The following is a 3,062-nucleotide window of genomic DNA, read 5'->3' as shown; positions in this document are numbered from 1 at the left end:
CCGCACGACGCGTCGCGTAGGCCTGAGCAGTGCGGGATCGGGGTATTACCAGCGTGCGGTGGAGCTGCTGGGGGAGCTGGCGGAGCTGGAGGCGGCGGTGGGGGCGCAGGCGCTGGCGCCGGCGGGGGTGCTGCGGATCAACGCGCCGGTGAGCTTCGGCATCGCGCGCCTGGGCCCGCTGCTGGCGGGTTACCACGCGCGCTATCCGCAGGTGAAGCTGGACCTGACCCTGGGCGATCGCCTGGTGGACATCGTGGAAGAAGGCTACGACGTGGCGCTGCGCATCACTCGCCAGCCATCGCCGTCGCTGATCGCGCGCAAGCTGGCGCAGGTGCCGGTCCTGCTGTGCGCGGCGCCGGGCTACCTGGCGCGGGCGGGGACGCCGCAGGTGCCTTCTGACCTGTCGCGCCATGCCTGCCTGACCTACAGCTACTGGAGCGGCGGGGAGACGTGGCAGCTGCAGGGCCCGGGCGGGGAGGCGACGGTGGCCGTGTCCGGGGGCCTGCGCGCCAACAACGGGGAGGTGTTGCGGGAGGCGGCCTGCAGTGGGCTGGGGATCGTGCTGCAGCCGCAGTTCGTGGTGGGCCCGGCGCTGGCGTCGGGGGCACTGGTGCCGGTGCTGCCGCAGTGGCAGGTAGCGCCGATCGGGCTGTACGCGGTCTATGCCAGCCGCAGCCACCTGGCACCGAAGGTGCGCAGTTTCATCGACTACCTGGTGGAGGCGCTGGCGGCATCGGCCGAGGCGTAGCGGGCCACCCGGCCAAGGGCACCAAGCCGCGCACGAACAAATCGCGCGCAAAGAAGAACCCCGCCCTTTTGCAAGGACGGGGTTCGGATAAGACCCTGGCGATGACCTACTCTCGCATGGGAAACCCACACTACCATCGGCGCGGCTGCGTTTCACTTCCGAGTTCGGGATGGGATCGGGTGGTGCCACAGCGCTAATTTCACCAGGGAGACGGTTGGAGCGTGCTGGCGCGTATGGATTTGCATACGTACCGCACCGTCTCGCATTGGGACTTGTGACGTAGGAGGCTTGGATGACTTTGACGCGTCGTCAGAGTCCAAGGCCACTTGAGGTTATATGGTCAAGCCGCACGGATCATTAGTATCAGTTAGCTCAACGCATTGCTGCGCTTACACACCTGACCTATCAACCACGTAGTCTACATGGTTCCTTTAGGGGGCTTGAGCCCCGGGAGATCTCATCTTGAGGCGCGCTTCCCGCTTAGATGCTTTCAGCGGTTATCGCTTCCGAACATAGCTACCCGGCAATGCCATTGGCATGACAACCGGAACACCAGAGGTTCGTCCACTCCGGTCCTCTCGTACTAGGAGCAGCCCCTCTCAAATCTCCAACGCCCATGGCAGATAGGGACCGAACTGTCTCACGACGTTCTGAACCCAGCTCGCGTACCACTTTAAATGGCGAACAGCCATACCCTTGGGACCGACTACAGCCCCAGGATGTGATGAGCCGACATCGAGGTGCCAAACACCGCCGTCGATATGAACTCTTGGGCGGTATCAGCCTGTTATCCCCGGAGTACCTTTTATCCGTTGAGCGATGGCCCTTCCATACAGAACCACCGGATCACTAAGTCCTACTTTCGTACCTGCTTGATCCGTCGATCTCGCAGTCAAGCACGCTTATGCCTTTGCACACAGTGCGCGATGTCCGACCGCGCTGAGCGTACCTTCGAGCTCCTCCGTTACTCTTTAGGAGGAGACCGCCCCAGTCAAACTACCCACCATACACGGTCCCTGATCCGGATTACGGACCGAGGTTAGAACGTCAAGCACATCAGGGTGGTATTTCAAGGATGGCTCCACCGAAGCTAGCGCCTCGGTTTCATAGCCTCCCACCTATCCTACACAGACGAACTCAACGTTCAGTGTAAAGCTATAGTAAAGGTTCACGGGGTCTTTCCGTCTTGCCACGGGAACGCTGCATCTTCACAGCGATTTCAATTTCACTGAGTCTCGGGTGGAGACAGCGCCGCTGTCGTTACGCCATTCGTGCAGGTCGGAACTTACCCGACAAGGAATTTCGCTACCTTAGGACCGTTATAGTTACGGCCGCCGTTTACTGGGGCTTCGATCAAGAGCTTCGCCTTGCGGCTGACCCCATCACTTAACCTTCCAGCACCGGGCAGGCGTCACACCCTATACGTCCACTTTCGTGTTTGCAGAGTGCTGTGTTTTTGATAAACAGTCGCAGCGGCCTGGTCACTTCGGCCATCGCCAGCTATAGCCCGCATGGGCCACCGGCAATGGCGCACCTTCTCCCGAAGTTACGGTGCCATGTTGCCTAGTTCCTTCACCCGAGTTCTCTCAAGCGCCTGAGAATTCTCATCCTACCCACCTGTGTCGGTTTACGGTACGGTCTGCGTGAGCTGAAGCTTAGGAGCTTTTCCTGGAAGCGTGGTATCAGTGACTTCGCCCTAAAGGGCTCGTCTCGGTGCTCGGTCTTAAAGGATCCCGGATTTGCCAAAGATCCAAACCTACCGCCTTTCCCCGGGACAACCAACGCCCGGTACACCTAACCTTCTCCGTCCCTCCATCGCACTCACGCGAGGTGCAGGAATATTAACCTGCTTCCCATCGACTACGCATTTCTGCCTCGCCTTAGGGGCCGACTCACCCTGCGCCGATTAACGTTGCGCAAGGAAACCTTGGGCTTTCGGCGTGCGGGTTTTTCACCCGCATTGTCGTTACTCATGTCAGCATTCGCACTTCCGATACCTCCAGCAGCCTTCTCAAGCCACCTTCGCAGGCTTACGGAACGCTCCTCTACCGCGCATACAAAGTATGCACCCCAAGCTTCGGTTCACTGCTTAGCCCCGTTAAATCTTCCCCGCAGACCGACTCGACCAGTGAGCTATTACGCTTTCTTTAAAGGGTGGCTGCTTCTAAGCCAACCTCCTGGCTGTCTGTGCCTTTCCACATGGTTTTCCACTTAGCAGTGAATTTGGGACCTTAGCTGTGGGTCTGGGTTGTTTCCCTTTTCACGACGGACGTTAGCACCCGCCGTGTGTCTCCCATACAGTCCGTCTCGGTAT

Annotated in this window: 1 protein-coding gene and 2 rRNA genes (1 of these 3 running past the window's edge); 1 reads left to right on the top strand and 2 read right to left on the bottom strand. The window is 59.8% G+C overall.

Annotation, left to right across the window (positions count from 1 at the left end; all coding sequences use genetic code 11):
* On the top strand, nucleotides 1-748 hold a 748-nt coding region (locus tag BN3794_RS15660), incomplete at its 5' end, for a substrate binding domain-containing protein (RefSeq protein ID WP_078059833.1).
* Between the two features lie 93 nt (nucleotides 749-841).
* Here the strand turns inward: BN3794_RS15660 and rrf are convergent.
* Both rrf and BN3794_RS15650 read right to left on the bottom strand, forming a co-directional pair.
* Nucleotides 842-955: ribosomal RNA gene (gene rrf / locus BN3794_RS15655) — 5S ribosomal RNA — on the bottom strand.
* Nucleotides 956-1,084: 129 nt separating this feature from the next.
* A 23S ribosomal RNA gene (locus BN3794_RS15650) occupies nucleotides 1,085-3,062 on the bottom strand (it continues 899 nt past the right edge of the window).

The sequence above is a fragment of the Xanthomonas massiliensis genome (assembly GCF_900018785.1).
Lineage (GTDB): Bacteria > Pseudomonadota > Gammaproteobacteria > Xanthomonadales > Xanthomonadaceae > Xanthomonas_B > Xanthomonas_B massiliensis.
Note: the sequence above shows the minus strand (reverse complement) of the source record. Positions and strands in the feature narration are given on the sequence as shown.